This is a genomic window from Arthrobacter sp. zg-Y238 (assembly GCF_024385525.1).
GTDB classification, from domain to species: domain Bacteria; phylum Actinomycetota; class Actinomycetes; order Actinomycetales; family Micrococcaceae; genus Arthrobacter_B; species Arthrobacter_B jinronghuae.
Window position 1 is genome coordinate 175,991 of record NZ_JANFLU010000008.1, and the last position, 25,600, is coordinate 201,590.

Below are 25,600 nucleotides of genomic sequence, written 5' to 3' on the forward strand. Positions count from 1 at the left end.
CCATGAGCAGTTACCCCGAAACCGGCCGCGAAATCCAGCTTGCTTCCCGCCCCGAAGGGTGGCCGACGGAGCAGAACTTCCGGCTGGCGGAGGTACCGGTACCCGAACTGCAGGAGGGCCAGGTCCTGGTCCGCAACCTGCACATGTCCGTGGACCCGTATATGCGCGGCCGGATGAATGACGCGAAGTCCTATGTACCGCCGTTCCAGCTCGACGAAGCGCTGGAGGGCGGCGCCGTCGGTGAAGTCGTGGAGTCACGCTCACCGAAGCACAAGCCGGGGGACAAGGTGCTGCACGGCCTCGGCTGGCGCGACTACGCCGTCCTTGACGGGCGCCGTGCCCGTGTCATCGACACGGATGCCGCTCCGGCCAGCGCGTACCTCGGGGTGCTGGGCATGACCGGCCAGACCGCCTACGCCGGCCTGACCAAGGTGGCGGAGTTTAAGGAAGGCGACGTCGTCTTCGTCTCGGGTGCCGCGGGCGCCGTGGGTTCGCTGGTCGGCCAGATTGCCAAGGCCCTGGGTGCCAAGAAGGTCATCGGCAGTGCCGGTTCCGCCGAAAAGGTCCAGCGGCTGCTCGACCTGGGCTTCGACGAAGCGTTCAACTACCACGACGGTCCCGTGAAGGATTCGCTGAAGAAGGCTGCCGGGGCCGACGGCATTGACGTCTACTTCGACAACGTGGGCGGCGAGCACCTGGAAGCGGCCCTGTCGGTGATGAACAAGTTCGGGCGGATCGCCATGTGCGGCGCCATTTCGCAGTACAACGATGCGCCCGTCGGCCCGCGGAACCTGGCCATTGCCATCGGCAAGGAAATCACGCTCCGGGGGTTCCTGGTGGGCAGCTACAACCAGTACGCAGAAGAGTTCGCCGCCCTGATGACCCGCTGGATGCAGGACGGCCTGGTCCGCTATGACGAGACGTTCATGGACGGACTCGAAAACTCCCCGCAGGCCTTCATTGACCTGATGAAGGGTGCCAACAAGGGCAAGATGATCGTGAACCTGGGCAAGTAGGGATCAACGACGACGGCGGCGGCCGGGGAACAGGCGGACAGCCTCCCCGGCCGTTTCCATGAGCTGGGCGGCAGAGGCACCCCAGCTGTAGTCGGCGGCCCGCTGCACGCCGGCGTCGGACGCCTTCTGCCAGCGCCCCGGCTCGTCAAGGTGCCGTACGGCCCCGGCGAAGGCGGACGGATCATCCGGATCAACCAGCACCGCCGCACCGCCGGAAACCTCGCGGAAAATCGGAATGTCACTGGCAATCACCGGTGTGCCCACGGCCATTGCCTCGATCACCGGCAGCCCGTAGCCCTCCGCTTTCGACAGCGTCACCAGGGCCGTGGTGCGGCGCAGGAGGGCGTCATACTCCTCATCGGTGACCCCGTTGTGGAACCTTACGCGCGCTCCGGCGGGAATCAGCGCCTCAAGCTCGCTTCGCCGCGCATCGGAGATCCGGCTCAGCAGGTGCAGCGTGAAATCGGGCAGGTATTCCATGCCGCGGACGATGGTCTCCACGTTCTTGTACGGCATGAAGGACCCCATATACAGCAGCGACGCCTCGGCCTTCGCATCCGGGTCCCGCGGCACGGCACCCGCCTGGGGTGCGTTGGCCACTATCCGGACGGGGCGTTTCGTCAACCGGTGGCGGGACATCAGCTCCCGCGTAGTCCCGCTGATGGTGGCAACGACGTCGGCCCTGTCCAGCAGCAGCCGCTGCGGCCAGTAGGCCAGATGGTACAGCCGCCACAGCCAGCGAACCGCCGGCGGAAGGAACGACGGCGGCGTCGGGTTCTGGTAATAGATCAGGTCATGCAGGGTCAGGATCAGCGGATACTTCCGGCCCCAGCTGCCCATGGTCTGCATCGGGCAGAAAACCGCATCGGCGCCGAGGCGGTTAATCCGGAAAGCCACGAACAGTTCCGCGGGGGAAAGCGGGCTGTTGACCTTCACCCACGGCAGGTCCGGCAGCAGGCCCAGCTGGCGTTCATCCGAAATCAGCATCACGACGTCGGCGTGCCGGCTCACCGCCTCGATCAGGCTGGCGCCGTAGCGGCTGATGCCGTCGTGGTGGTCGGTGCGGGTAAACCGTGCGTCTACGGCCAGGCGCATCCTCATACATGCCTCCGCGACAGGAAATCCTCGATCTTGTCGGCTGCCTCAGCCGGCTTTTCATAGTGCACCAGGTGGCCGACACCGCGGAGCATCTGCAGTTCCGCGTCGGGGATCCGATCCGCAAGCAGGCGCTGTCCCCGAACCGATCCGATGTCGTCCTGTTCCGCCGCGATCAGCAGCACCGGCACGGAAAGCTGCGCGGCGACGTCGCGCACCGTGGCCGAAATGGATGCCCGGAAGGCATCCAGGACCACCCGGCGGTTCGCGAAGGCGCTGAAGTACGCATCGTGCTGGGCATGGATCCAGCGGCGCAGGCCCGGGTCCTTCGTCTTTGCCATCAGCATGCTCATGCCCCGGACAATTACCGGGCTGCGGAGCAGTGCCATGCCGGATTTCTCCGGCAGTGCCGCCGCCAGCCGATAGTAGAGTTCAGCCGCCTTGCTGGTGATCCCCTTGGGACCTTCCAGTGCAGGCTCGCAGATCGGGTTGACGAGCACCAGCTCACTGATCAGCTCCGGCGACTGGGCCGCCAGGTGCGCGGCAATGATGGAGCCGAAGGAGTGGCCGAGCAGGACGGTGTCCGCACCCAGACCCAGGTCCGCCAGTGCTTCGCGGACAAATGCGGTGTAGGCGGGGACATCGTGCGGGCCGGGAAGGGCGGCTCCGGCGCCGAAACCGGGAAGGTCAGGCACCAGGACACGGTGGCGGGGGAGTGCTTCGACAACCCGCAGCAGTCCGTGGTGGTCGCCGCGGAAACCGTGGACCATGAAGATCGGCGGCAGGCCGGCGTCGTCCTCCGTTACCGGCGCGAAGTCCCGGCAGACCTGTTCGGTGCCGTACACGGAAAAGGACCGCACTGCGGCCTTGCGGGAGAAAGGCGCAGGGGCGCCCGACGGCGTCGCCGAACTCCGCGCTGCAGTACCGGACATTCAGTTCACCTCGTCGGGATTCGATCCGGACCGCTGGCCCCGGTCCAGTCCGTTCAACGCCGTCCGGTGATCGTCGGTCAGCTCGAAGGAGTACAGGTCCAGGTTTCCGGCAATCCGCTCGGGGCTGCTGGCCTTGGGGATAACGATGTTGCCGAGGTCCAGGTGCCAGCGGAGGATCACCTGCGCGGGGGTGCGGCCGAGTTCAGCGGCAATCCGCACAACTACCGGGTCCGCGAGGACTGCACCGCGGCCCAGCGGACTCCACGCAGCCGTTCGGATTCCGAGCCGCTGGTGCAGCTGCCGCAGTTCCTCCTGTGCCAGCCACGGGTGCAGTTCAATCTGGTTTACCGCCGGGACAATTCCGGTCGCGTCCAGCAGCTGATGCAGATGGCCGGGCTGGAAATTGGAGACGCCGATGGCACGGACCCGGCCTGCGGCGTAGAGCTCCTCCAACGCCCGGTACGTATCGACGAACTGCCCCCGCTGCGGGCACGGCCAGTGGATGAGGTACAGATCCAAGTAGTCCAGGCCCAGCCGGGAGAGGGACGCGTCAAAGGCACGCAGAGTGGAGTCGTAGCCCTGGTCGGTGTTCCAGACCTTCGAGGTAACGAAAATGTCGCTGCGCTCGGCTTCGTTCGCGCGGACGAAGGTGTTCACGGCCTCTCCCACCCCGGCTTCATTGCCGTACAGGGCCGCCGTATCGAGGTGCCGGTAGCCTGCCCCGAGCGCCTCAAGGCACAGCCGGGCGGCGTCGTCGGCCGGGATCTTGTAGGTGCCGAAGCCGACCTGATCCATCATGACGCCGTTATTGAGCGGAACTCGAGCTGCAGGCTGCATATGACGACTTTACCGAGGTGCGGGCACGGTGCCGAATCGTGCCCTGACTACCTGTTTCGCCGCGTGAAGATTGGCGTGGCGCCAAACAGGTCGGCTAAGGTAATGGCGCTTCTTGCAAAAGATTGGTTGCATAGAAACCAACAGTCCGCCCTCCCACTTGGGTCGCGGACAGATACGAATGATCGGAGGAGTCGATGGTGACTCTCGGAGAAGTTTTCATCAGTGAGCTGGCCGGAACGGCCATCCTCATTATTCTGGGCTGCGGTGTCGTGGCCAACGTGGCGCTGGCAAAAACGAAGGGTGCCGGCGGCGGGTTCCTGATGGTCAACTGGGGGTGGGCCATCGGTGTTTTTGCCGGCGTGTATGCGGCCGCTATTTCCGGCGCACACATCAACCCCGCCGTCACGGTAGGTCTCTGGGCGGCAGGCAATGAGGAATTCGCGCCGGGCGTCGAGGTCTCCTTCGGCGCGGCCATGGTTTACTTCGCCGGGCAGATGGCCGGTGCCATCATTGGTGCCTTTGTGGCGTGGCTCGCCTACAAGAAGCAGTTCGACGACGAGCCCGACGCAGCCAACATCCTGGGTGTCTTCTCCACCGGTCCGGCTATCCGGTCCTACGGCTGGAACGTTGTGACCGAGGTCGTAGGCACCTTCGTCCTCGTCTTCACCATCGTTGCCTTCGCAGGAACCCCCACGGAGCTCGGCCCGCTGGCCGTGGCCCTCGTGGTGCTCGGCATCGGCGCATCGCTCGGCGGCCCGACCGGCTACGCCATCAACCCGGCCCGTGACCTTGGACCCCGCATCGTGCACGCCCTGTTGCCCATCCCGGGCAAGGGCAGCAGCGACTGGGCCTACGCCTGGGTGCCCGTCGTCGGTCCGCTGATCGGCGGCGCACTCGGCGGCTGGATCGGCGCCCAGATCCCCCTCCCGCTTCCGGTATAAGCGCAGCGGCAGTCCTCTTGGTCTGCCACCCCAAAGACCCCCACCGCAAGGAGCAGAAACAATGCCTGACAATCCCAGGTACATCATCGCCATCGACCAAGGCACCACCAGCAGCCGGGCCATCGTCTTCGGCCACGACGGAAACATCATTTCCACCGGGCAGAAGGAACACGAGCAGATCTTCCCGCACGCCGGCTGGGTGGAGCACGATCCGATGGAGATCTGGACGAACGTCCGCGAAGTTGTCGGCAGTGCCCTGTCCAAGGCCAACCTGACCCGGCACGACATTGCCGCCGTCGGTATCACCAACCAGCGTGAGACGGCAGTGGTCTGGGACCGCAACACGGGTGAGCCCGTCTACAACGCCATTGTCTGGCAGGACACCCGCACGCAGCCCATCGTCAACGAGCTGGCGGAAAACGGCGGCCTGGACCGCTTCAAGGACACCGTCGGCCTGCCGCTGGCCACGTATTTTTCGGGCACGAAGATCAAGTGGATCCTGGACAACGTAGAGGGGGCACGTGAACGGGCAGAGGCGGGGGACCTCATGTTCGGCAACACGGACTCCTGGATTGTCTGGAACCTCACCGGCGGGACCGACGGAGGCGTGCACATCACCGATGTGACCAATGCGTCCCGCACCCTGTTCATGAACCTTGAGACACTCACCTGGGATGAGGACATTCTCAAGGAATTCGGGATTCCGCGGTCGATGCTGCCGGAAATCAAGTCCTCCTCCGAGGTCTACGGCATGGTTGCAGGCTCGCAGCTGCTGCGCGAAACCCCGGTGGCCGGCATCCTCGGCGACCAGCAGGCCGCCACGTTCGGCCAGGCCGCGTTCGAGAAGGGCAATGCCAAGAACACCTACGGAACAGGCTGCTTCCTGATCTTCAACACCGGCGAGGAGATTGTCCGTTCCGAGAACGGCCTCATCACCACCGTTGCCTACCAGCTGGGTGACGCCAAGCCGGTCTACGCCCTCGAGGGTTCCATTGCCGTCACCGGTTCCCTGGTCCAGTGGCTCCGCGACAACCTGGGCATCATCAACAGCGCCCCGGAAATCGAAGAGCTTGCCCGCAAGGTGGAGGACAACGGCGGCGTGTACATTGTGCCCGCGTTCTCCGGACTGTTCGCACCGTACTGGCGTGCGGATGCCCGCGGTGCGATGGTGGGCCTGACCCGCTACGTGAACAAGAACCACATTGCCCGGGCCGCACTGGAAGCCACCGCGTTCCAGACCCGGGAAGTGCTCGACGCCGTGAACGCCGACTCCGGTGTCCCGCTGTCCGAGCTGCGGGTGGACGGCGGCATGGTTGCCAACGATGCCCTGATGCAGTTCCAGGCAGACATCCTCGGTGTGGACGTGGTCCGGCCCAAGGTCATCGAGACCACTGCCCTGGGTGCTGCCTACGCCGCAGGCCTGGCCGTCGGGTTCTGGAACGGCACCGACGAGCTCGAGCAGAACTGGGCCGAAGGCAAGCGCTGGACCCCGCAGATGGATGACGCTGAGCGTGAGCGCCAGATGCGTCTCTGGAAGAAGGCCGTCACCAAGACCTTCGACTGGGTTGACGACGACGTTCAGTAAGTCAACCGCAGAGTAGTGAATGGCCCCGGCAGCGAGACTGCCGGGGCCTTTCGTTTCCCCGCACGGGCGGGGCCGGTTTGACCCGCACATCCACCCTTCGGTAGCGTTCGGGCAGCATCGCTAGTGATGCAGGTCACAGAAGCAGGTGGAAGTGTCTCCCGCAGCAAACGCCATACGATCGGAACTGCCCGTCGCCGTCATCGGCTCCGGACCCAGCGGCCTTGCCGCCATGCGTGCCTTGTCGAAACGGGGACTGGACTTTGTGGGCTTTGAACAGCACACGGACGTCGGTGGACTCTGGAACATCGAGAATCCCGCCAGCACCGTTTATGAATCGGCGCACCTGATCTCCTCGAAATCCACCACCCAGTTCTCCGAGTTCCCCATGCCCCGGGACACTCCCGACTATCCCGGGCACCGCCGACTGCACGCCTATTTCCGTTCCTATGCGGACCATTTCGGTCTGCGGCCTGCCATCCGGTTCGGTGTAAAGGTCACTGCAGCGGTGCCGGCCGACGACGGCGCCTGGACGGTTTCGTGGGATGGCCCCGACGGTCCCGGCAGCGGCCGTTTCGGTGCCGTCATCGTTGCGTCCGGCACCCTGCACACGCCGGCCGTGCCCGCCCTGCCCGGCCGGTTTGCCGGAGAGATCCGCCATTCCGCAGAGTACAAGGATGCCCGGGAGCTCGCGGGGAAGCGGGTGCTGATTGTCGGCGCCGGCAACAGCGGCTGCGACATTGCCGTGGACGCCGTCCACCACGCCGCCGCCGTCGACATCAGCGTCCGGCGCGGTTACTACTTCATTCCCAAGTACGTCTTCGGCCGGCCCACCGACACCCTGAACCAGGGCAAGCCGCTGCCCCGGCCGCTGAAGCAGTTCTTCGACAAGCGGCTGCTGCGCATGTTCACCGGAGATCCGCACCGCTTCGGCTTCCCGAAGCCCGACTACCGCATCTACGAGTCCCACCCCGTGGTGAACTCCCTGATCCTGCACCATCTGGGACACGGGGATCTTCAGGTCAAGGGCGACATTGCCCGGCTGGACGGGCACACCGTGCACTTCCGGGACGGCAGCACGGGGGAGTATGACCTCCTCCTGCTCGCCACCGGCTACGCCCTGGACTATCCGTTCCTGGACCCGGCGCTGCTCGGCTGGGACGGCCCGTCGCCGTCGTTGTACCTGAACATCTTCAGCCGCCAGGCGGAGAACCTCTTCGTCATCGGCATGGTGGAAGCCTCCGGACTGGGCTGGGAAGGAAGGTTCCGGCAGGCCGAACTGGCAGCCGCCTACCTAGCAGCCCAAAAACACTCCCCGGAGGCGGCGGGGGAGTTCCGGCAGCTGCTGGCGGAGAAGTCCCCGGATGTCACCGGCGGCTACCGTTACCTGGGCCTGGACCGGATGAGCTACTACGTAAACAAGGACGCCTACCGGGCCGAACTCGAAGCGCACCTGGACCGGCTGGCCTCCGCCGGGTCCGCAGTGCGTGAAGAGGTGAACCGCTGATGCCCATCGACGACGTCGTCCTGAGCTTCACGCCAGCCTCCCTGCTGATCCTGAACGTAGTGCTGGCGGTCATCATTCTGGGCATCGCCCTCGAGGTGCGTCCGGCGGACTTCCGGACCGTGGCGCGCAGCCCGAAGGCAGTGCTGCTGGGGATCTGCGCCCAGTACCTGGTGCTTCCCGCGGTGACGGTGGGGCTGGCGCTCCTCCTGCAGGTCCCGGCATCGATCGCCCTGGGCATGATCCTCGTTGCCTGCTGTCCGCCCGGCGGCATTTCGAACGTGCTTACGCACCGGGCGCACGGCAATGTTGCCCTGTCCGCTTCCATGACCGCTGTCTCGAACCTGGTGGCCATCGCCGTGATGCCGCTGAACGTGGCGCTGTGGGCACGGCTGAATCCGGCCACTGCCGGATTGATGCGGGACTTCTCCCTGGACCGCTGGGAAATGCTGGTCCAGGTCCTGCTTATCATCGGCGTGCCCTTTGCAGTGGGCATGCCGTTGGCCCGGCGCTTCCCCGCGGTGACCGACATCCTGCGGCCCTGGGTGCAGCGGATCGGCCTGCTGGCCCTGCTCGTTTTCATCGTTGCCGGGACGGCCAGCAACCTGGGCCCGCTCCGCGAGCATCTTGGGACCATCTTCCTGGTGGTGCTGCTGCATGATGCGGTGGCACTGGCTGTTGGCTACTGGACCGCAGCGGCGGTGCGGCTGGACGAGCCCAGCCGGCGGGCGTTTACCTTCGAGGTAGGTGCCCGCAATACCGGGCTCGGGCTCGGGCTGACCCTGACCTTCTTCGCCGGGCTGGGCGGGATGGCCATGGTTGCCGCCTGGTGGGGCATCTGGGACATCCTGGCCGGACTGCTGCTGGCCGCCTGGTGGCGACGGCGGGATGCGCGCCGCAGTGCGGCGGCCTCGTCAGCCGAGTCGGAAGGATCGGCAGGGTCGGTCGGATCGACCGGGAAGCGGGGGAGGGGACGATGACCCGGGTCTGCGTGACCGGCGGCAACGGTTTCCTGGGCAGCGCGGTGGTTGCCGGATTGGCAGGACATCCGGAGGTCTCGTATGTCCTTAGCCTGGACATCCGGGAACCGGCGGAGGAACGCCGGCTCGCCGGGGTCGAGTACGCCCTCGCGGATGTGTGTTCCCCGGACGTGGCCCGGCTGCTGCAGTCGCACCGGATCGACACCGTGGTCCATCTGGCCGCCATTGTGAATCCCGGCAAGCACACCACCCCCGAACAGGAATTCTCTGTGGACGTGCTGGGTTCACGGAATGTCCTGGCGGCCTGTATCTCCTCCGGAGTGAAGCATGTGGTCATTTCCTCTTCCGGCGCCGCATACGGTTACCACCCGGACAACCCCTCGTGGCTGAAGGAATCCGATCCGCTCCGCGGCAATGACGAGTTTGCCTACTCCCGGCATAAAAGGCTGGTCGAGGAGGAGCTGGCCAGGCTCCGCGAGGAACATCCCGAGCTGCAGCAGACCATCTTCCGGATCGGCACCATCCTCGGCGAACGGGTCCGCAACCAGATCACCGCCCTTTTCGACGCACGGAAACTGCTGCGGGTAGCCGGCAGCGATTCCCCGTTCGTGTTCATCTGGGATGAAGACGTGGCCGGCATTATGGTGCAGGCCGTCGTCACGGGACGCAGCGGCATTTTCAACGTCGCCGGAGACGGTGCCCTGACCGTCCGGGAAATCGCAGGGCTGCTGGGGCGCGGCACCATCACGGTTCCGGCACCGGCCCTGGCCGCCGCCCTCTGGCTGGGACACCTGCTGCGGCTGACCGTCCACGGGCCGGAGCAGGTGAGGTTCCTGCGCTACCGGCCGGTGCTGGACAACACCGCGCTTAAGCAGGAGTTCGGGTTTACCCCCACCCGCACCAGCCGGGAAGCGTTCCTCGCGTTCCGTGCAGCCCGGGACGCCGCCCGGGACATACGTCAGAAGTAGGACACGCCGTTCGTCTTGAAGGGCAGTCCCAGGCCGCCGGCCACCTCGGCCAGGACTTCGGGGCAGAAGAAGTACAACCGAAGTTCGGCAATCAGGGGTTCCCCGAGGGCACCGCTGAGACGAAGAACATCGGCGACAACCTCGGGCGTCTTAGGCGCATCCTTGGGGCGTTCCCACAGGAGGATTACGTCCTCGCCGTCATAGCTGTGCACGCTGGCCCGGTAGAGCTCTGCGGCATCCGGCCCGAAGGTGTGGGTCATGGAGCCGGTTCGGATCTCCTCGTGCCCGGTTTCGCTGACGTTGCCGATCACCACCGTGCGCCCGCCGGTCAGGAACAGGCTGACCATCGCATCGATGTCGTAGGAGTTGAAGGCATCGGCGAGGCGGCGCAGCAGCTCCGGGTGTCCTTCCGGCTGCGGTGGTTTGGTCCCGGAGCCGGCGGCAGCGCCGTCGTCGTCGGCGGGCACGGATCCTCCCGCCCGGGCCGTTGCCAGCGTGCTCCGGCCGCGGTGAAGCGCGGACTTTACCGCCCCGGCGCTGGTGTCCAGCGTTTCCGCGATCTCGGCCAGGGAGTAGCGAAACACGTCCTTGAGGACCACGCAGGCCCGTTCCTGAGGGGGCAGGACCAGCAGCAAATGCTCCAGCGCCGACTCCACCTCCAGAGACGTCAGGGGATCCGCGGCGCCGTCGTCGGGCACGTCCACACCCGGTTCGCTGAAGTCCTGCACCGCTGTCCGGCCACTGCGGCGCAGGGTGTCCAGCCAGGTATTCGTGGCGATCCGGATCAGCCAGGCCTCCACGTTGCTGATGGGTTCATGCCGCTGGGAGGCATCGGAGAGGGCCTTCACCAGGGTTTCCTGCAACAGGTCCTCGGCGTCCCAGACAGTGCCGGTCAATCTGCGGCAGTAACGGTAAACGGCCGGGCGCACAGGCTCGAGCGCTACGAGGAAATTCCTCCTGGCCTGCCGAAGTTCTCCGGCCTGGATGTTTACCGGTTCCGGCTTCGTTGCTGCTACTGACATTCCTGGCTCCATTCCGTTCGGCCGCCCCGGCGGCACCTGCGATAACAATGGCATTCCTGCGTTGGTCCTACCGGGTAGACGCACGGGAAGGGACAAAAGATACGCCGGGGTCCATCCGACCTGCGGCTCACCCGAACACACTGGCTCCGAGGGCCGTGCGCTGTTGTAAAGTGGAGAAATGATCGCAGTACTCCTCCTTAGCTAGCCGCGCACCGTCAGTGCGCGGCCGCCCCTTGCTTGTCGAGGGGCTTTTGTGTGTCTGGGGAGGACCCAAAAATTTAAGGGCCGGATTTACCGACGGCCCGCAGCGCGGATCGATTTTCTTTGAGGACAGAGGCGAAGCATAGTGAGCACGCAGTCACAGACTGATCAGCAGGAAGAGGCCGTCTACAGTTTCGCGGCCATCGAGCAGAAATGGCCGAAGGTCTGGGATGACCTCGGTGTTTTCACCCCTGCCGACGACGGCTCGCGCGAACGACGCTATGTACTGGACATGTTCCCGTACCCCTCCGGCGACCTGCACATGGGCCACGCCGAAGCGTTCGCGATGGGCGACGTCGTCGCCCGGTACTGGCGCCAGCTCGGCTACGACGTGCTGCACCCGATCGGCTGGGACTCCTTCGGCCTGCCCGCGGAAAACGCAGCCATCAAGAACAACGCGCACCCCAGTGACTGGACCTACCGCAACATCGAGACGCAGGCGGAGTCCTTCAAGCGCTACGCCATCAGCGTTGACTGGTCCCGCCGGATCCACACCTCGGATCCCGAGTACTACCGCTGGACCCAGTGGCTGTTCACCCGCTTCTACGAGCGAGGCCTGGCCTACCGCAAGAATTCCCCGGTCAACTGGTGCCCCAAGGACCAGACCGTGCTGGCCAACGAACAGGTAGTCAACGGTGCCTGCGAACGCTGCGGAACCCAGGTCACCAAGAAGTCGCTGAACCAGTGGTACTTCAAGATCACCGATTATGCCGACCGCCTGCTCGATGACATGGAACAGCTCAAGGGCCACTGGCCCGAGCGTGTCCTGGCCATGCAGAAAAACTGGATCGGCCGCTCCGAGGGCGCGCACGTCCGGTTCAACATCGAGGCCGACGGCGGCAAGCCCGCCGAGCAGGTCACCGTCTTCACCACCCGTCCGGACACGCTGGCCGGCGCCACCTTCTTCGTTGTCGCCGCCGACGCCCCGCTGGCGCTGGACCTGGTGACGGACGAAAACCGCGATGCGTTGCTGGACTACCGCGAATCGGTGAAGGCACTTTCGGACATCGAGCGCCAGTCCACCGAACGCGTCAAGACCGGTATCTTCACCGGCCGGTACGCCGTGAACCCGCTGAACGGCGAGAAGCTGCCCGTCTGGGCCGCCGACTACGTGCTGGCGGACTACGGCACCGGTGCCATCATGGCCGTCCCGGCACACGACCAGCGTGACCTGGACTTCGCCAAGACCTTCGACCTGCCCGTCAAGGCTGTCCTGGACACCGGCGAAGAGGATCCCGCCGTCAGCGGTGTGGCCACCACCGGCGAAGGCACCCTGATCAACTCCGGCGCCCTGGACGGCCTGCCGAAGGCAGAAGCCATTCCGGCCGCCGTCCGGATGCTCGAGGAACAGGGCACCGGCGAGAAGTTCGTGAACTTCCGCCTGCGTGACTGGCTGCTGTCCCGGCAGCGTTTCTGGGGCACGCCCATCCCGATCATCCACTGCGAAAGCTGCGGCGAGGTTCCGGTCCCCGATGACCAGCTGCCCGTCACGCTGCCCACCGGGCTGCGCGGCGAAGCACTGGCGCCGAAGGGCACCTCTCCGCTGGCTTCGGCCGAGGAGTGGGTCAACGTGGCCTGCCCGAAGTGCGACGGTCCCGCCAAGCGCGACACGGACACCATGGACACGTTCGTGGATTCGTCCTGGTACTTCATGCGCTTCGTGTCCCCGCACTTCACGGACGGACCGTTCGATCCCGAGGCAGCGAAGAACTGGATGCCGGTCGGGCAGTATGTGGGCGGCGTCGAACACGCGATCCTGCACCTGCTCTATGCGCGGTTCTTCACCAAGGTGGTCCACGACATGGGGCTGCTGGAAGCCAGCGAGCCGTTCGCTTCGCTGCTGAACCAGGGCCAGGTGCTCAACGGCGGCAAGGCCATGTCCAAGTCGCTGGGCAACGGTGTGGACCTGGGCCAGCAGCTGGACAAGTACGGCGTGGACGCGGTGCGCCTGACCATGATCTTCGCTTCCCCGCCGGAAGACGACGTCGACTGGGCCGATGTGTCGCCGTCGGGCTCTGCGAAGTTCCTGGCCCGCGCGTGGCGCCTGGGGCAGGACATCACCAGCGAACCCGGCGTGGACTACTCGGCCGGGGACCGGAAGCTGCGTGCGCTCACGCACCGGACCGTCGCCGATGCCACCGAGCTGTTGGAGAACAACAAGTTCAACGTCGTGGTGGCCAAGCTGATGGAGTTGGTCAACGCGACCCGCAAGGCCATCGACTCCGGCGCGGGTGCCGCCGATCCGGCAGTGCGCGAGGCAGCGGAAGCCGTCGCCGTCATCCTGAGCCTCTTCGCGCCCTACACGGCCGAGGACCTCTGGAACCTGCTGGGCCGCGAAGCCTCCGTCGTAAATGCGGGCTGGCCCGTGGTCGATGAAACCCTGCTGGTGCAGGACACGGTCACCGCCGTTGTCCAGGTGCAGGGCAAGGTCCGCGACCGGCTGGAAGTCGCTGCGGACATCAGCGAGGAGGACCTGCGGGAGGCCGCTTTGGCGTCCGACGCGGTGCAGCGGTTCCTAGACGGACGCGGCATCCGCACGGTAATCGTCCGGGCGCCGAAGCTCGTCAACATCGTCCCGGCCTAGGCGCCGGAAACCATGGACTGGCTGGAACGGCTCGCATCGCGGGCCAGGGGACGGCAGCGGGAAACCGCGGCCGTCCCCGGGCCGTCCGTGGGGGTGGTGACCGATTCGGCGTCGGCGCTGCCGGGTGGCTGGGCGGAAGCGGCCAATGCCGCCGATTTCGTCCGGGTGGTTCCCATGCCCGTCATGATCGGGGACCAGATCTACGGCGAAGGATCCGCGGAACTGATTCCTGCCCTTGCCCTGGCCATGGCGCAGGGCCATGAAGTGCGGACTTCCCGGCCGGCACCCGGGCAGTTCGAAGCGGCCTACCGCGAGCTTGCTGCCGCCGGGTGCACCTCCGCGGTGTCAATCCACCTTTCCGGGCAGCTTTCCGGGACCGTGGATTCGGCGCGGCTTGCCGCGCGTTCGGCTGAAATTCCGGTCGAGGTCATCGACAGTGCGACGGCGGCCATGGGCCTCGGTTTTGCCGTGGCGGCGGCGACGGAGAGGGCCCGGGCCGGTTATTCGGCGGCGGAGGTAGCGGCAGATGCCCGCTCGGTAGCGGCCGATGCCACTATCCTCTTTTACGTCCCCAGCCTTGACCAGCTGCGCCGTGGCGGGCGGATCGGTGCTGCGGCAGGCTGGCTGGGTACCCTGCTTGCCGTAAAGCCGATCCTGGTGGTCCGCGACGGCATGGTTGTTCCGCTGGAACGTGTTCGGACTGCACCCAAAGCGCTGGCACGGCTGGCCGAACTGGTGCAGCAGGACATTGCCGGACGCGACGGGAAGGTCCGCGCCGCGGTGCACCACTTCGGCAACGCCTCGGAAGCCGAACGGCTGGCCGGAATTGTCGGTGCCGCCGCGCCCGAGGTAGAGATCCTGATCTGCCCGCTGCCCGCCGTCCTGGCCGCCCATGCCGGGCTGGGGGTGCTGGCCGTCGCCGTTGCAGGAGACCGAAGTGATGCTGCCGGCCACATAGTGCAGGGCGCGGGGCCGGCTGGTGCCGGCGTGCCGGCGGACGGGGTTGCTGCGGACGGGGTTGCCACGGACGACGAAGGCGGCCGCACGGACACCGGCAACGCAGCCGGGAAACCAGCCGGGAACGCAGCCGGGAAACCGGCGGCCCCAGGTGCGGCATCCCGGACCAGGTCTGCCGAGACCAAAGCTAAGGGCAGCAAGTCTTCCGGCGGCGCCAAAGAACAGGGTGCACGACGGCGGTAGAGGCGTCAAAAGCCGGTGCTATTTCCCTTGAAAAGGTAACCGCGTCACCATTGCAAAAACCCCTGTAGTCACGGCTCGCTGTGAATGGTCATCCAACACTGACTACTATCTTTACGCCCTGGACATTCTCAAGGATGGAACGGAACTGGTTTGTTCCACTTTCGGCTCCGAAGCACAGCCGGAGCCGACGCCGGAACTGCTCGGCGGTGCAGTTCGCCACCTGGGTGACGTGGGGCGAGGGCAGAACGGCAAGGCCCAGGAAACCATTGAAATCAAGCTGACGGACGAGATCGAAGCGGTTGTTCCCATCTCTTACTCGGCCCGGTCCAACCGGATGGGTTCTTTCCGTAAGTATGGAGTATCCCTGGGAATCGACAATGGCTCTGGACCCGCGTAACCATCGCCTCCGCCAACGCTTCCAAGCGGATGAGTGTATTCACGGTTGCGATCTGAGTTATTCGCAACACCGCTGATGGGGTTGTCGTAGAGTCACTGGAAACGTACTCGAAGTCCCTGAGCGAATTCCGTCCGGCCTGGCAGAATGGCCAGGTTGTTATGGATGCGGGGTTCAAGAACATCTTCAAGTAAGGCGCAGGGAATGATTAGTCCATCTGGCCTCCACACTTGATCTAGGACGTGGCTTCATCGAAGTCATTGATTAGTTGAACTTTTTCGGCAGAAGCGGAGCTTTCATCGAAGCGATAGTGCAACCACTCCTGAGTCAGGCGTCGCGCCAGCTCCAAACCCACTACGCGCTGGCCAAAGGCGAGCACCTGCGCATTGTTGCTCAGCACCCCCCGTTCGACGGAGTAACCGTCATGTGCCGTCACAGCTCGAATGGAAGGCACTTTATTTGCCGCGATGGCCATGCCTAAGCCGGTGCCGCAGATCAGAAGGGCCCGGTCCGCCTGGCCATTGGCCACCATAGTGGCAGCTTCTATCGCAACGCTCGGATAGGCAGTGTGGCTTGAGGCATCCACGCCGATGTCGATCACGGCGTCGACCAAGGGATTCGCTTCAAGGTCGCGTTTCAGGACTTCCTTGTAGTCGTATCCGGCGTCATCGGCGCCGATGACAATAGTTAGAGGTTGTGTAGTCATTCGACTTCCACCTTTCGTTCATGAGCGGCGTTGTCTGCTAGGGCGGTCACAATAAGGGCGAATGAAATGGCTCCGGGATCTGGGTTACCCAGGCTTTTTTCGGCGTGAGGCCTTGCACGGCCCATTTTGGGTAACAGATTTGCAGTGGCCCTGGCAGCCGAAAAGGATGCAGCCGCTGCGAGGTGCAAGGCGTTTGGTAAGGTTTGCCCGCCGTCGGAAGCGTTACGCAGTTCAACCACGAATGGAACCACTGCGTCCACCATGGTTTTGTCGCCCAAGGATGCCTTGCCCAATCGGGTAAGTGCGTCGGCGAATGCGTCGGATGCCTGAAGGATTTCCGGAAAGCCGATTTCGTTGTCGTCACCTATTATTCGGCCTGCTGCACGTAGGGCTGAGCCCCAGAGTACTCCTGAGGTTCCACCAGCATGTTCTGCCCAGGCATCACCTGCGCGCGTCAATGTGCTCCCAACTCCGGCTCCGCCCTTGGATGCCCATATGGCGGCCGTCAGAGCAGCGTCCAGACCACGCACCATGCCCCGACCATGATCGCCATCTCCAGCGATAGCGTCCATTTGGGCGAGGGTCTCTTCATGTTCCCGGATGGTGTTTAGAGCCGCGGAGGCGAAAGCAACAACGTGTGCCGCGCTCTTCTGAGAGGTTGGTGTACCTTGCGCAACGTTGTCGATGTAGGAGTCGTCAATCAAGGCATCATCTTCGGTTTCGGTACGATCGGCGAGAGCTGAACCTTTGCGGAAAGCAGGCGTATCTGCAGGTGCGCACCACAGTGGCTCGAGCTCATCGTCGAGCCAAACGAGACTCAGCGAAACGCCCGCCATATCCAAGCTGGTGACTAGTTCTCCCACTTGAGGCTCCACGAGTTGAAGGCCTGCCTGTTCCAGCCGAGGGGAGATCTCGCCCCAGAGAAGGAATAGCTCTTCATATTTCGTGGAGCCGAGGCCGTTGAGGATCACGCCCACTCGTTCACCGCTGGCGGGGGGTCGTTCGGAAAGTAGAGAGGTTACGAGTAAGTCACCAATCTCGGTAGCGGTCTGCAGCGGTACGGTTCGAAGGCCGGGCTCTCCGTGAATACCGAGGCCCACAGCCATCTGGCTGTGCTGCACGGCGAACAGCGGGCCGGATGCGCCTGGGAACGTGCAGCCGGAGAACGCAATTCCGGCTGTGCGGGTTCGGTCGTTGGCCAGACGGCCTAGCCGCTCCACCTCATCAATATCAGCGCCGGTCTCGGCGGCCGCGGCCAGCACCTTGAAAACAGCGAAATCGCCCGCGATCCCGCGGCGTTTGTGGATTTCATCCATTGAGGCGCTCAGCACATCGTCCGTGACGACTACATTTCGCGCGTCGATGCCCTCGGCAGTAAGTTGCTCGCACGCGATGCCGAAATTCATGACATCTCCTGCGTAGTTACCGAAGCTGAAAATGACGCCACCGCCACGGTTAGCGTGTCGGCCCACAGAGTATGCGTATTGTGCGGACGGCGAAGTGAAGATGTTGCCCACTACGGATCCGTCTCCGAATCCGGGCCCAACCAGTCCGGCAAAAGCTGGGTAGTGGCCACTGCCGCCACCGAAAATTACTACGGTCTTGCCTCTCGGGCCTGGCTGCCGGCGAACGACGCCGCCGGGCACAGGTCGTACGTAAGATTTGTGCAGCGCCACGAATCCGGCAAGGGCCTCTTCGGCAAAGTCGGCGGGGTCGTTGTAAATGTGGGTCATTACGGTCACTCCTCGTTGAGCGGCTATTCGAAGTTGCGGTGTCGCGGTGCTAATTCGGCGTAGGAATGGATGCCTAGACGCTCAATTAGCTGCAGTATTAGCGTGTCGAAGACCAAAAGGGTTGCCTGCTCGAACAGGCTGCCCATCGGCTGCATGGAGGGGACAAGGTCTCCCTTCCCTCGATAAACCGTCGCTGGCACGATAAGTGTCACATCGGCCATACCTGGGGTGCGGGCGCCGGCTAGTGCAGAAACCACGATTGTCGTTGCTCCCACCTCTCTCACCCGATCAAAGACATAGTCGAGATGCCCGATATTTCCGGGCCCGTTGACCATGAGCAGTGCATCATCAGCGGTGACAGCGGGAGTGGTGTCATCCCATGCCCAATGCACACGAAGGCCGAGGTGAGCCAGGCGCATTGCGAACCCCTTGGCAGCAAGTCCTTCCCGGCCTACACCAATCACGAAAATGGTATTGGCGGTCATCAACGCATTAAGGGTGTTCTCCACCTCGTCGGTACTTACCCGGGCGACGGTCGCATCAAGCTCGGAGACTATTTCGGCAGCTTGGTGGTGGAAGGCGCTCATCCTGGTTGCCCGCCCGCCTCAACCGATGCGCGGGGATCCGGGTCCGCATCCTTACCGAGTGGTCGGTGCGTGACGGCTACCGATGAGCCGGTGGAGCCTGATGCGGATCCTGGCTCCTTCGGCCCAAGGGATGGGGACACAGGAAGCGGATTCCAGCGAGCAACGTAGTAGTTGACCACCATCACCAGCAACAGCAGCGAACCCCAGATGAGATTTTTTACGTAAGGGTTGAATTGCAGGATGGTGAATGCGCTCTGAAGGGATTGCAACAGAATGAGCCCCAGGGCCAAGCTGATAACCCGTCCTCGGCCGCCGTACGGGTTGTAACCTGCGAGGACAACCACGAGAATCGCCTGCAGCAGGTATGACTCGCCGAAACCGACACGGGCCGAGTTGACCCTGGATACCATAATTACAGCGGCGATCCCCACGAGCAGGCCGATCGTGACATATGTCAGGATGATCACTCGTTCATTGCGTACTCCGGAAAAGCGCAGTGCAACGCTGTTTTCACCGAAAAGGTAGATGCGGCGGCCAAAGCGGGTGCGGCTAAGCGCAAAGCCCATGACGAGAAATGCGACGGTCATGAGAAGGAAAATAAGCGGGATGTTCGCGATCGTAGTCGCGCCGAGGGCGGAATAGCTGACGATGGAGATCGGTACACTCTGCCCGTCTGTAATGACCATGCCAATGCCGGTGAACAGGATCATAGTGCCCAAAGTGGCGAGGATGGGTGGAATCGATAACTTGGCCACTAACACACCGTTGAGCAAGCCGCACATCATGCCGGTGACGAGCGCCGCTAGGATGCCGGCGAGCATTAGTGCGTTCGAGTTTGACTCCGTTACCGGTACGAGTTGCCCGCTCATAACGGTGGCACCCATGATGCCGGCTAGCACCGCGGCTGACACAATAGACAGATCGATGCCACCGGTGAGCATGGCCAGGCCCATTGCGAGCGCAAGAAAGCCGAATTCACTGACTTGAGAGGACATCGACTGCAGATTGCCGGCGGAAAGGAATCGACCGCCGAGCAAGGCAACAAGGACCGTTAGTGTACTGGCTGTCATGAGGACCAGCACGGACAGGTTTTTGTCCCGGGCGACGATACGGGCGACTAAATTCATTTTTTGGTTCCCCTTGCTCTCCGGTTTAGCTCGTCGCGAAGACGAGACTCTTTCGGTCCTGGATGCGTTGGCGGTAGTACATAACGCCCAAACTCATTAGCAATACAGCACCGAAGAATAGGTCATTCCACGAGGATCCCAAGCCGAGGAATACCAGAGTGGATTGAAACAACTGCACAACAACGATGCCTAGAATTGTGCCGAGAATCGTTCCTTCGCCGCCCGTGAGCTTCGCACCCCCAATGACGACAGCGGCGATAATCATCAGCTCGCTGCCCACGAGGGAGACAGGATTGACGTACTTTAGTTCGCTGAAATAAATGATTCCCATCAATCCGGAGAGAGCGCCGGAGTAGGAGTAGACAAACAACTTGGTGCGGGTGATATTAATTCCGAGACGTGAGGCGGATTCCTCATTGCTACCGACGGCGAAGATCTGTCGGCCAAGCATCGTGCGGTAGAGGATGAACCAGGTGAGTCCGAGCACAAAAATCACTATCGGCAGGAACACCGTGAGGCCGTATCTGCCGGTCTCGGAGTTTATGACCACTAAGTTGGCGGACCCGAACTCGACCATGGACTGAGGCATCGCACCAGTGGGGTAGGACTTTGTGCCGAGAACTGTTGCCATCAGGCCGTGGTAGGCGCTGGCGGTACCGAGGGTCACGATTAGGGTTGGGAGTTTGAATCTGGAAATAAGCAGAGCATTGACGGCGCCGAGCAGACATCCCACAGCAATGGACACCATGAATGCGAACAGAACGTTGTCGATCCCCAACGCCATCATGAGCTGCACCGATGTGTAGCCCGAGACCACCGCGATTGCTGTGAACGAGACGTCAATGCCGCCCGATATGAGCACGAGGAGTACGCCGACGGCGAGGATCATAACGCCGGACCCACTCCGAAGCATGTCAAACAAGGTCTCCAGGCTGAAGAACAGCGGGTTCTTCAAGGCCACGATCACTATGTACGCAAGGATAATGGTTAGCAGATACTTCTCCATCGCGGTGGAGGGCCGGTTGAAGATGACGCGAAACGGACTGGTCTTCATTGCTGATTTCCTGAGGTCGACGTTAGGGGGACCGTTACGTGTTTCACGTGGGCGCCGGGGTCACTGATGATCGTTGCGAGGCGATCTTTGAATTCGGGGGCACGGAGATCGGCCTCACCGAAGCGGTCGAGTACAACTCCCTCATGCATCACCAGCACCCTGTTGCAATTGGCAATGATCTCCTCGGGTTCGTCGGAAATCACGATTACGCCGATTCCACTTGCGGCAAGGGCGTGAATGCGGTCATATATCTCCTGTTTTGATCCAATGTCTATGCCGACTGTTGGACTATCGAGGATGAAAATCGTGGGTTCCCGGGCGATCCATTTGCCGATCACTACCTTCTGCTGGTTGCCGCCGGAAAGGTTCTCGACGGGAGTGTCGATATCTTTGTTGTTAACGTTCATTTTCTGCACCGTTGTCTCTGCGAGAGCCTTCTCCGCTTTCCGGTCGATCAGGCGGGTACGGCCAACCAGCGAGTCGATCACATTTGACGAGACGTTGTTTCGGATTGACTGTGCCCCAAACAGACCCTGGGCCTTTCGATCCTCGGGTACCAGCGCGATCCCATGGCCCATGGCATGAAGTGGAGAGCTGATGCTGGTTAGTTTTCCATCGATCAGAATCTGCCCGGAGTCAGGGGTGTTGAGGCCGAACAACGAAAGCGCCAGTTCTGTGCGGCCAGCACCGAGAAGCCCGGTGAGCCCCAGAATGTCTCCCTTGCGCAAATCGAAACTGACGTCGCTGTAGTTCCCTTGCCTGCTGAGGCCTTGGACCTGCAAAAGTGGAGCCTCATCATTGGGTTCCCGGTGGTAGCGTGCGTAGGAGACACGGCGACCGGTCATGTGAAAGCTCAGCGATTCTTCGTCAAGTTCATGAGCGGGAAAGTCGCCAACCTTGTGCCCGTTGCGAAAAATGATGATCCGATCCGCGATGGCGAAAACTTCGTCGAGTTTGTGGCTAATAAATACGATCGACAATCCGCGGTTTTTGAGCTCCAATACGATCTTCAGTAACCGTTTTACCTCGTTGGTGGTCAGCGCGGTGGTGGGTTCGTCCATGAAAAGGATCCGGGCGTCCATGCTGAGCGCCCGCGCGATGGCGACTAGTTGTTTGTTGGCCACTGAGAGCGTGGAGACCCTCTCATCCAGGGGGAGTTCGACACCAACTCGGGCAAGCTGTTCCGCAGCAATAGTCCGCATAGCGGAACGCTTCACGAGCTTGGATCCATCGTGCATCATGCGATTAATAGAGATGTTCTCTGCCACCGTGAGGTGATCAAAGAGGGAGAGATCCTGATAAATAACCTGAACCCCGGCACTGATCGCGCCCCGCGGGCCATGCGAATCGACTAGGGATCCGTCGATCGAAACACTGCCGGAGCTAGGCGAGTAGACACCGGACACGATCTTGACGAATGTCGATTTGCCCGATCCATTTTCGCCGGCAAGACAGAGGATTTCACCCTGGCCTATCGACAGGTTGATATTTTCTAGTGCGGTTACGCCACCGAAGTCTATGGAGAGATTCTCCGCGGTGAGGATTGAGTCACCCATGATCGCTCTATTCGCTAGTCGAGAAAGATGTGCGGCAGGGTCGGAGAGAGGCCGCACATAGGGATGAAAGAGTGAACACTCCGTGCGGTGGCGTCGTCACCTGGAAAGACGCCACCACCGCAGCGAAGTGAGGCTTCTGGAGCCTTAGAACGGGTACTTGCCGTCGGGGTATTGGCCCTTCTTGATCATCAAAATCGCAGAGCCGCTGATGAGCTTGCCATCTACTGTGACGTCTTCGTAGCCCTCGAACTTGAGATCGCTACCTGACTCGATAGCCCGCTCCTGGAGTACGGCCAAGGCCACCTCGTTTGCGGCGTAGCCTGCACCGGCAGGGTTCCATGCTTGTGCCGAGCCGACTACATCGTCCTCGAGATACGGACCTGCAACGGAAGGCAGGCTTAGCATGGACGTGGCGATGTTGGTCAGGTTCTTCTCTTTCAGTACCGCTGCGAAATTGGCCCCGGCAGAAACCGATGTGCCGATGAAGCCGTTCAAGTCAGGGTAGGCCTTGAGGATTTCAAGGGCATTATCGCGGGCTTTGGAGTCATCGTTATCGTCCTCATAGGGCTGAGCCGATACAGGGGTTATCTCTGGGTAGTTCTCCTTGAGATAGTCGAGGCCCGCGTTGTACCAAGCCATATGAGTTTCGCTGGTGAGAGAGCCCACCTCGCCTACGAACGTTCCCGAGCCACCCATCTGGTCGGCGAGCTGCTCGAACATCTTTTCTCCGAACTCGACGTTGTCGAAGGCCTCGAGATCGTAGTCGACGCTGTCTGTTGCGGCAAGCGCCGGTGCCTCATGAGTTACGACAACGATGCCGGCGTCGCGGGCCTTCTTCAGGACGGGGGCGATGGACTGCGGATCGTTTGGAACAACGACCAAGGCGTCGACACCCTGTGCAATAAGGTCTTCGACGATTTGAACCTGCTTTGCAGGATCCCCTGAGTCCGGGCCGGTCTGCCATGCTTCGACCACGTCGCCGTTGTCGGTGTTGAACTGGTCAACGCCGGTACGCATTGCTTCGAACCAAGAGATTCCCTCGACTTTTGACACGGTCGCGATTCGGAAAACGCCGTCATCGGAACCGGATGCCTTAGTTCCGCTACCCGTGTCTCCTAGGGTGCCGCACCCGGACAAGAGGACGGTTGCCGCAATCGCGGTCGCCGCGAGGCTGAGCAAGCTCGCTGGACGCTTCATAGTTGTTCTCCTTTGAACGTAGCCGTGTTACAAACGCCCGCTGCGGTCGTACCGGCCGTGACGGTTGTAACAGTAAAACACGGATTCAGACAATGTGGTCGAAATTTTGCTTCGCAACGTTTTGGCCAAATTTGCCTGTAAGTCCGGACAAAGGCAGGTAGGTGCGAGGTTCACGATGCTGGGATGCCGGCTGTACGGCTTCTGGTATGTTTCCGTTATATCGTCGGTCTTCTCGCTGATTTGTAACGACACACACCATCGTGGCGACCGTACGCGAACAAAGGAGTTCCAGTGAAAAGCCTGTGGCAACCGCTGAAGAGCGGACAGAACGCCGTCGACGAATGCGTGCAGGGATCACGCACGATAGGTGCACACAAATCCCTCGTGCTCCACGGCGGAGGCAACTCATCCATCAAAGCCACAGTTGTGGACGTCACTGGCGACGACATCGAAACCCTTTATGTAAAGGGCAGCGGCTGGGACATGGCCTCCATCGAGCCGCAGGGATTCGCTCCGCTTCGCATGGACCGCCTGCGACAGCTCCTGACGGTCAAATCGATCACTGATACTGCGCTCGTCAATGAACTGCGAAGTGCGCTGGTCGACGCATCTGCTCCTGACCCGTCAATAGAGTCTCTATTGCATGCACTCCTGCCTTATCGGGCTGTGCTGCATTCCCACGCCGACGTAATCGTCTCGCTGACCAATCAACCTGACCCAGCAGCCGTCGTCTCTGCCCTTTTCGGGCACAAGCTGGTACTGGTTCCTTATGTCAAGCCTGGATTCGACCTCGCCCGTCGTTGCAATGAACTCTGGCCGCAACTCGCGACCCCTGAAACCCGGGGAATGGTGCTGCTCAATCACGGACTTTTCACGTTCGGCGACACTATGGAGGAAGCGTACAGCCGGCATGTAGAGATCATTTCAGCGGCTGAAGACCACCTTAGGTTCATCTCGGAAACGGAAGGGCCTGCCCCGTCCGTGCCCTTGTCCATTGAAGCCCTGACGGAGACCGACGCATCAACTGCAAGGCACGACATGGACAGCGTCGATCTGCTGGCTGTCGCCCGCCTGCGCGGAGCAATTTCCCGGCACGCTGGGCAGTCGATGATCATGTGCCAGCACATCGGCCCTAGAGTCCGGAACTTTTTAGGACGGAAGGACCTGACTCGGATAGTTTCTCGTGGACCTGCAACCCCCGATCACATCATTCACACGAAGCGCATTCCGCTGGTGGGCCGGGACATCGATGGTTACGACGTTGAAGCCTACGTCCAGGATTATCAGGCTTACTTCGAGCGAAACCGTGATCGGTCACCTGTGCCGCTCACCATGCTGGATCCCACGCCCAGATTTATGCTCGATTCAAAGAGGGGTATGTTCACGGTCGGCAGGACTGTGAAAGAAGCCAACATAGTGCGTGACATAGCCATGCACACGTTTGATGTCATCGAGGCAGCCGAAAAAATCGGGCGGTACACATCCCTGACTGAGGACAAGCTCTTCGATATAGAGTACTGGGAGCTCGAACAAGCAAAGCTGCGCAGGGGTGGTGTCTCACCTGAGTTGGCCGGCCAAGTGGCGTTTGTAACCGGGGCAGCCTCCGGTATTGGTCGCAGCATCGCCAACAAACTGCTTGACCTGGGTGCATGCGTGGTCGGAGTCGACATCTCCGAGGATGTCACGACCACCTTTTCGTGTGACTCCTGGTTGGGCATTCAGGCAGACGTACAAGAACTTTTTGCCATAGAAGGCGCGCTGCGACAGACTGTGCAGCGCTTTGGCGGCCTGGACATGCTCATAGTTGCCGCGGGAGTTTTCCCGGAAAGCGTGCCGATAACCGGCCTTGACGGAAGGGCGTGGGACCGAACCCTGGCCATCAACGTCGGTTCAGTTCAGGCTCTCTTCGGGCTCGCTCAGCCGCTATTGGCCGAGTCACCCACCTACGGACGGGTTGTCGTCATCGGTTCCAAAAACGTGGCCGCACCTGGTCCGGGAGCCGCCGCCTACTCCGCGTCGAAGGCCGCGCTGACCCAGCTGGCCCGAGTTGCTGCTCTGGAGTGGGCAGTGGACGGAATCCGGGTCAATACCGTGCATCCCGACGCCGTCTTCGACACCGGCCTATGGGCTCCGGAACTGCTCGCCGAACGCGCGGCTAGATACGGAGTGAGCGTTGAGGAATACAAGCGCCGTAACTTACTTTCCACGGAGGTATCAAGCCTCCACGTGGCTCAGATGGTAGGAGCAATGTGCACGCCGGCTTTCCAATCAACGACTGGTGCTCAGGTGCCCGTCGATGGGGGCAACGACAGGGTCATCTAGAG

20 protein-coding genes are annotated in these 25,600 nt (G+C 62.4%); 9 read left to right on the plus strand and 11 right to left on the minus strand.

Features of this window, described 5'->3' with window-relative positions; all coding sequences use genetic code 11:
- The first annotated feature begins 2 nt into the window (after window positions 1-2).
- A complete protein-coding gene (locus NNX38_RS08525; protein WP_255797597.1) occupies window positions 3-1,016 on the plus strand; it encodes an NADP-dependent oxidoreductase in 1,014 nt (337 codons plus the stop codon).
- A gap of 3 nt (window positions 1,017-1,019) precedes the next feature.
- Here NNX38_RS08525 and NNX38_RS08530 read toward each other — a convergent pair whose 3' ends face one another.
- The 3 genes from NNX38_RS08530 to NNX38_RS08540 are packed head-to-tail and all read right to left on the minus strand — an operon-like array spanning window position 1,020 to window position 3,880.
- Window positions 1,020-2,111 (minus strand): glycosyltransferase family 1 protein, encoded by a 1,092-nt coding sequence (locus tag NNX38_RS08530; protein WP_255797629.1) that lies wholly within the window; start codon window positions 2,109-2,111, stop codon window positions 1,020-1,022.
- A 2-nt stretch (window positions 2,112-2,113) separates the two neighbouring features.
- Window positions 2,114-3,043 carry an alpha/beta fold hydrolase gene (locus NNX38_RS08535; RefSeq protein ID WP_255797598.1) on the minus strand — a complete coding sequence of 310 codons (930 nt, stop codon included), beginning with the start codon at window positions 3,041-3,043 and terminating at the stop codon, window positions 2,114-2,116.
- Window positions 3,044-3,880 carry an aldo/keto reductase gene (locus NNX38_RS08540; RefSeq protein ID WP_255797599.1) on the minus strand — a complete coding sequence of 279 codons (837 nt, stop codon included), beginning with the start codon at window positions 3,878-3,880 and terminating at the stop codon, window positions 3,044-3,046.
- A gap of 197 nt (window positions 3,881-4,077) precedes the next feature.
- Between NNX38_RS08540 and NNX38_RS08545 the strand changes: the two genes are divergently transcribed.
- From NNX38_RS08545 to NNX38_RS08565, 5 genes are all read left to right on the plus strand, one after another.
- Window positions 4,078-4,821, plus strand: a complete 744-nt coding sequence (locus NNX38_RS08545; protein ID WP_229951808.1) for an MIP/aquaporin family protein — start codon at window positions 4,078-4,080, stop codon at window positions 4,819-4,821.
- A gap of 61 nt (window positions 4,822-4,882) precedes the next feature.
- Window positions 4,883-6,406, plus strand: coding sequence for a glycerol kinase GlpK (gene glpK / locus NNX38_RS08550; protein ID WP_255797600.1), 1,524 nt, complete (start codon window positions 4,883-4,885; stop codon window positions 6,404-6,406).
- A 151-nt stretch (window positions 6,407-6,557) separates the two neighbouring features.
- Window positions 6,558-7,910: an NAD(P)-binding domain-containing protein gene (locus NNX38_RS08555; protein WP_255797601.1), complete on the plus strand. Its 1,353-nt coding sequence runs from the start codon at window positions 6,558-6,560 to the stop codon at window positions 7,908-7,910.
- Window positions 7,910-8,887: a bile acid:sodium symporter family protein gene (locus tag NNX38_RS08560; RefSeq protein WP_255797602.1), complete on the plus strand. Its 978-nt coding sequence runs from the start codon at window positions 7,910-7,912 to the stop codon at window positions 8,885-8,887. The genes NNX38_RS08555 and NNX38_RS08560 overlap by 1 nt, the downstream gene beginning before the upstream one ends.
- On the plus strand, window positions 8,884-9,855 hold the full coding sequence (locus tag NNX38_RS08565; protein WP_255797603.1) for an SDR family oxidoreductase: 972 nt from the start codon (window positions 8,884-8,886) through the stop codon (window positions 9,853-9,855). Before NNX38_RS08560 ends, NNX38_RS08565 begins: the two co-directional genes overlap by 4 nt.
- Here the strand turns inward: NNX38_RS08565 and NNX38_RS08570 are convergent.
- Window positions 9,846-10,877: a sigma-70 family RNA polymerase sigma factor gene (locus tag NNX38_RS08570; RefSeq protein ID WP_255797604.1), complete on the minus strand. Its 1,032-nt coding sequence runs from the start codon at window positions 10,875-10,877 to the stop codon at window positions 9,846-9,848. The two genes, NNX38_RS08565 and NNX38_RS08570, sit on opposite strands and share 10 nt — an antisense overlap.
- A gap of 343 nt (window positions 10,878-11,220) precedes the next feature.
- Between NNX38_RS08570 and leuS the strand changes: the two genes are divergently transcribed.
- On the plus strand, window positions 11,221-13,722 hold the full coding sequence (leuS, locus tag NNX38_RS08575) for a leucine--tRNA ligase (RefSeq protein ID WP_370646402.1): 2,502 nt from the start codon (window positions 11,221-11,223) through the stop codon (window positions 13,720-13,722).
- A 12-nt stretch (window positions 13,723-13,734) separates the two neighbouring features.
- Window positions 13,735-14,922 (plus strand): DegV family protein, encoded by a 1,188-nt coding sequence (locus tag NNX38_RS08580; RefSeq protein WP_255797606.1) that lies wholly within the window; start codon window positions 13,735-13,737, stop codon window positions 14,920-14,922.
- Window positions 14,923-15,551: 629 nt separating this feature from the next.
- On the opposite strand, the gene NNX38_RS08585 is transcribed toward NNX38_RS08580, so the two are convergent.
- From NNX38_RS08585 to NNX38_RS08615, 7 genes are all read right to left on the minus strand, one after another.
- Window positions 15,552-16,022, minus strand: a complete 471-nt coding sequence (locus tag NNX38_RS08585) for a ribose-5-phosphate isomerase (RefSeq protein ID WP_255797607.1) — start codon at window positions 16,020-16,022, stop codon at window positions 15,552-15,554.
- A complete protein-coding gene (locus tag NNX38_RS08590; protein WP_255797608.1) occupies window positions 16,019-17,755 on the minus strand; it encodes a dihydroxyacetone kinase family protein in 1,737 nt (578 codons plus the stop codon). Before NNX38_RS08590 ends, NNX38_RS08585 begins: the two co-directional genes overlap by 4 nt.
- 23 nt (window positions 17,756-17,778) lie before the next feature.
- A complete protein-coding gene (locus NNX38_RS08595; protein ID WP_255797609.1) occupies window positions 17,779-18,342 on the minus strand; it encodes an SIS domain-containing protein in 564 nt (187 codons plus the stop codon).
- Entirely contained in the window at window positions 18,339-19,469 is a 1,131-nt protein-coding gene (locus NNX38_RS08600; RefSeq protein ID WP_255797610.1) for an ABC transporter permease, read from the minus strand. The genes NNX38_RS08595 and NNX38_RS08600 overlap by 4 nt, the downstream gene beginning before the upstream one ends.
- 25 nt (window positions 19,470-19,494) lie before the next feature.
- Window positions 19,495-20,523 carry an ABC transporter permease gene (locus NNX38_RS08605; RefSeq protein ID WP_255797611.1) on the minus strand — a complete coding sequence of 343 codons (1,029 nt, stop codon included), beginning with the start codon at window positions 20,521-20,523 and terminating at the stop codon, window positions 19,495-19,497.
- Window positions 20,520-22,079, minus strand: a complete 1,560-nt coding sequence (locus NNX38_RS08610) for a sugar ABC transporter ATP-binding protein (protein ID WP_255797612.1) — start codon at window positions 22,077-22,079, stop codon at window positions 20,520-20,522. The genes NNX38_RS08605 and NNX38_RS08610 overlap by 4 nt, the downstream gene beginning before the upstream one ends.
- Before the next feature lie 144 nt (window positions 22,080-22,223).
- Complete coding sequence (locus tag NNX38_RS08615; RefSeq protein ID WP_255797613.1) at window positions 22,224-23,276, minus strand: substrate-binding domain-containing protein; 1,053 nt, start codon at window positions 23,274-23,276, stop codon at window positions 22,224-22,226.
- A 291-nt stretch (window positions 23,277-23,567) separates the two neighbouring features.
- Here NNX38_RS08615 and NNX38_RS08620 point away from each other — a divergent pair, with 291 nt between their 5' ends.
- A complete protein-coding gene (locus NNX38_RS08620; protein WP_255797614.1) occupies window positions 23,568-25,598 on the plus strand; it encodes a bifunctional aldolase/short-chain dehydrogenase in 2,031 nt (676 codons plus the stop codon).
- Window positions 25,599-25,600: the final 2 nt, after the last annotated feature.